The 4,294-nt window shown below is 64.3% G+C and carries 5 protein-coding genes and 1 tRNA gene; 4 read left to right on the top strand and 2 right to left on the bottom strand.

The features are described from left to right. Both KDH09_06535 and purD read right to left on the bottom strand, forming a co-directional pair. Window positions 1-194 (bottom strand): hypothetical protein (locus tag KDH09_06535; GenBank protein ID MCB0219336.1); only part of this gene is annotated, 194 nt, incomplete at its 3' end. 169 nt (window positions 195-363) lie between these two features. Next, window positions 364-1,653, bottom strand: coding sequence for a phosphoribosylamine--glycine ligase (gene purD / locus KDH09_06530; GenBank protein MCB0219335.1), 1,290 nt, complete (start codon window positions 1,651-1,653; stop codon window positions 364-366). 263 nt (window positions 1,654-1,916) lie between these two features. Here purD and KDH09_06525 point away from each other — a divergent pair, with 263 nt between their 5' ends. From KDH09_06525 to KDH09_06510, 4 genes are all read left to right on the top strand, one after another. After that, window positions 1,917-2,774, top strand: a complete 858-nt coding sequence (locus KDH09_06525; GenBank protein MCB0219334.1) for a PHP domain-containing protein — start codon at window positions 1,917-1,919, stop codon at window positions 2,772-2,774. Window positions 2,775-2,887: 113 nt separating this feature from the next. Then, a tRNA-Leu gene (locus KDH09_06520) sits at window positions 2,888-2,974 on the top strand. 115 nt (window positions 2,975-3,089) lie between these two features. Next, complete coding sequence (locus KDH09_06515) at window positions 3,090-3,470, top strand: hypothetical protein (protein MCB0219333.1); 381 nt, start codon at window positions 3,090-3,092, stop codon at window positions 3,468-3,470. Window positions 3,471-3,592: 122 nt separating this feature from the next. Then, window positions 3,593-4,294 (top strand): hypothetical protein (locus KDH09_06510; GenBank protein ID MCB0219332.1); only part of this gene is annotated, 702 nt, incomplete at its 3' end.

Here is a 4,294-nt window from a genome sequence, read left to right as displayed (position 1 = left end):
ATGAGGCCCGAGGCGCTTGCGTTGGCGACGGCGCGCAGGCCCTCGGGGCTGAGCGTGTAGCTGGTGCGGGCGTCGATCTTGGGAAAGTGCAGGGGTTTGAGGCGCGCCGCGCCCTCGGCCGGTTTGCTTGAAAGCGGCAGGGAGAGCAGGGGTTCCTGGGCGCGTGCGGGAGCGGCCACTGTCAGCACGAGCATAATAGCGAGCAGCCACAACCCGTTCGCCCTGAGGAGGCCCGAAGGGCCGTCTCGAAGGGTTGAACGGGCCACCGAACATCGAGGCTTGCGATTCGTCCTTCGAGACGCCGCGTCGCAGCTCCTCAGGACGAACGGTTGGATAGTCACAGATGGAGGAGGGATGCCGCGCTCAGTCACTCTTCGCGCGGCGAAGGCCCTTCTTGGCGATGTCGGTGCGGTAGTGGACGCCTTCCCAGTTGATGCGTTTGACGTTTTCATAGGCGCGGTCGACTGCGTCCTTGAGGGTGCGTCCAAGGGCGGTGACGCCCAGCACGCGGCCTCCGTTGTTGGTCCATTTGCCGTCGGCGTCGCGGGCGGTTCCGGCATGGAAGACCTTCACGCTCTCGTGGCCCACGTCGTCGAGGCCGGTGATCTCGAAGCCCTTCTCGTACTTGCCCGGGTAGCCGCCCGAGGCCATCACCACGCAGACGGCGCTCTCGCGCTTCCACTCGGCGCTCATGCCCTTGAGCTTGCCATCGATGCACGCTTCCATGAGCGGCACGATGTCGCTCTCCATGCGCATGAGCAGGGGCTGGCACTCGGGATCGCCAAAGCGCACGTTGTATTCGAGCACCTCGGGCCCATCTTCTGTAATCATCAGACCGGCGTAAAGTATTCCCTTAAAAGGCCGTCCCATGCGCTTCATGGTCTTGAGCGTGGGAGTGAGGACTTCCTTGGAGATCTGCTTGGAGAGCTCGGGGGTGAGCAGCGGGGCGGGCGAGTAGGCGCCCATGCCGCCGGTGTTGGGGCCTTCGTCTCCGTCGAAGGCGGCCTTGTGGTCCTGGGAACTCTCGAGCATGAGGGCGGTCTCGCCATCGCACATGGCGATGATGGAGAGCTCTTCGCCCACGATGAAGTCCTCGATGACGATGCGGGCGCCCGCTTCGCCGAACTCGCGGCGGGTGAGGATGCGGTCGACCGCCTCGATGGCCTCTTCGAGGCTCTCGGGCAGGATGACCCCCTTGCCGGCGGCCAACCCGGAGGCCTTGATGGCCACGCGGCCCTTGCGCTCGCGCAGGTCGTCGATGGCCTTCTTGCCGTCCTCGTAGACCCGGTAGGAGGCGGTCGGAACGCCGGCCTCGCGCATCATGTCCTTGGAAAAGGCCTTGGAGCCTTCCAGTTCAGCCGCCTTCTGGGAGGGGCCGAAGGCGCGGAGCCCTGCGTCCTGGAAAGAATCGACGATGCCGATGGTCAGCGGGGCCTCGGGTCCCACCACGGTGAGAGCGATCTCGTTCTTCTGGGCGAAGGCAATGAGCGCCTCGATGTCGTCGGCGGCGATGTCCACGCACTCGGCATCCAGGGCGATGCCCGGATTGCCCGGCGCGCAGTAGACCTTCTCGACGAGGGGACTTTGAGCGATCTTCCAGCAGAGCGCGTGTTCGCGCCCGCCCGAGCCAATCACCAGTACCTTTTTACCCATGTGAGACCTTGTGAGCCCGCGTGCCGGTCGGCCGGGGCTCCCCCCTTGAAAAACATGCGAGACGCTAGCAGCGCTTCGGGATGCAGGGCAAGCCCCGCAAGGGGGTGCCCTATACAGGACGCTCCACCCGCACGCAAGGCGGCTGTGATACGCCGGTGACGAGCGCGGCAGCGCCCTTGACTTGAAAGTGCCCGGTTCCGTATCCCTACAGGTGTAGCGCGCGCCTGTCTTCGCCCGGGCGGCACGCGCTGCGGAAACAAACCATGAGCCGCAACTTCATCGATCTCCATATGCACTCGACCGCCTCCGACGGGCTGTTTCAGCCCGAGGAAGTGATGCAGAAAGCCCGCGCCAAGGGCGTGGGGCTCATCTCGCTCACCGATCACGACACCATGCGCGGGGTGCAGCGCGCCGACGCCGAAGCGCAGAAGCTGGGGATGACGCTCATTCCGGGCGTCGAGATCTCCACGCGCACCCACGGCAAGAACTGTCACCTGCTGGCCTATTTCAAGTCGGCCGAGGGCCTCGACGATTTCATCGTGATGCTCGACGAGCGTCTCGAAGCGCGCGAGCGCCGGTTCAAGGAAATGGTGGGCAAGTTCGAGAAGATCGGCGTGCCGCTCGATGAGTCCATTGTCCGCCGCCTGGCCGACGGGGCTGCCATCACGCGCCCCCACGTGGCCCGCGCGCTGGTCGAGCAGGGGATCGTCTCCGAGATCCAGGAAGCCTTTGACAAGTATCTGGCGGACGGCAAGCCCTGCTACGTCCCCTACGAGAAGATCGAGACCTCCGACATCATCGCCCAGGTGCGCGAGGCCGGCGGCATCACTTCGGTGGCGCACCCGGGGGTCGATGGCTTTGGCGAGCGCGAGCTCTCGGACCTCAAGAAGGCCGGGCTCACCGGGATCGAGGTCTATCACTTCGACCACGACGCGCAAAAACGCCGCATGTACGCCTCCATTGCCACCAGGCTGGGGCTCATCTGCACCGGCGGCAGCGATTTCCACGGCCACCACGCGCGCACGTTCTACGACTCCGATACCGAGGATGAGGGCGTTCCCCAGCAGGTGCGCGGCCCGTTTCTCGAAGCCCTCGAAAAAGCCGCCCGGAGCCGGGCCTGAGCCCCCTGGGCACCCCCAAAGAAGCGCGCGAATTTAATTGACATTTCATCCGCCACGGCTAACTTAGGCGCCCCGGGCAGCGACGAGCTGCCCGTATCGGCACACAGGCCACTGCGGAAGTGCTGAAATTGGTAGACAGGCTAGATTCAGGATCTAGTGGTCGTAAGACCGTGAGGGTTCAAGTCCCTCCTTCCGCACCAGCCTGCGCTTGCTCCCGCAAGCTTCGGCTGGCAGGCCAGCCCCCGCTTCGGTATGATCGACCCGGAGGGATGATTCAGGGAAATCCCGCATCCCTGGGGAAACTGAGGTAGCCACATGATCACCAAAGTCTTCCGCGGTCGCGTCGACAGTTCCTCCAGCCGCATGTCGGTCTACGCCAGCTTCGACGAAAACATTGTCAACATCGTGCCCGTCGATGAGATCATCGACGAGTTCTACAACGACGACGGCACGCTGACCGTGCAGCTTCGCGGCTCGCAGGCCATCGGTACCTTCCAGATCGAGGAAGGCGGCGGCAGCTCGGCCTACGACTGGAGCGTTCCGCCCGAGATCCCCGAGGATGCCTGGGCCGAGGGCGAGGAGATCAAGGAAGCCAAGCCCAAGGCGGGCGGCGGCGATCCCGAGGCACGCAAGAAGCGCGCCGAGAAGATCAAGCAGCTTCTGGCCGAAGGACGCGCCCCCTGGCTGCAGAAGTAGCCCAAACCGCAATCGAGTCCCTTTTGAGCCCGGCCTTCTGGCCGGGCTTTTTCGTGGGGATTTTCAATTCGGGCCGGTGGCGCTTATTCTCGGGGACTCAGGGGATTACGGAGGGGGAAGCCTTGCAGGGGAAAGCACTTCAGCTACTTGTGGCCATTGCGGCCATGCTCATTGCGACCGCGCAGTCGGCGTCGGCTCTTCAGAGCAAGACGCCCACCAATGCTTCGGTCCTGCCGGTGATCCTCACTGCCGGCGAGGTGCCCGCCATGCTGGGCGCCGGGGTGGGCGAGCTCTCCGCCTTCGCCTGCAGCGGCGAGGGACTTCGTCCGATTCCTTTCCAGGTCGATGAACTCAATGCCGAAGGGCGCGTGGTTTCCTATTACGGCACCGAGCGCCGCGTGGAACCCGACGAGAGCCCCGGCGCCCTCGACGAAAACGACGAGATCTCCTTCATGCTCCGCGACGCCGGGTATGAATGCGACGCCGAGAGCCTCTCGCGCCTTCGCGGTGTGGTGAGCGGCGTGCGACTCGAAGCCGATCATCTGAAAGCTCCGGCAACCATCTACCTCATGCGCAGCGAGCGCGGATTCAAGCCGCTCGTGAGTTACATCGAATACGACGCTGCCAAACATCAGATTTCCAGCAAGGACTACACCTGGCGCTACGCGCCCGAGCGCCCGTTCATGATCACCGACATGATCTACCCCATGCTCCAGGGGCGCGGCACGAAGGACATTCAGGACCGGCTGCGCGTGCGCATCCGGGCGACCGGGCCGACGGGGCTTGTAAAACTCAACTTCGATGAAGAAGACGTCGATATTCAT

Source organism: Chrysiogenia bacterium, from assembly GCA_020434085.1.
GTDB lineage: Bacteria > JAGRBM01 > JAGRBM01 > JAGRBM01 > JAGRBM01 > JAGRBM01.
Note: the sequence above shows the minus strand (reverse complement) of the source record. Positions and strands in the feature narration are given on the sequence as shown.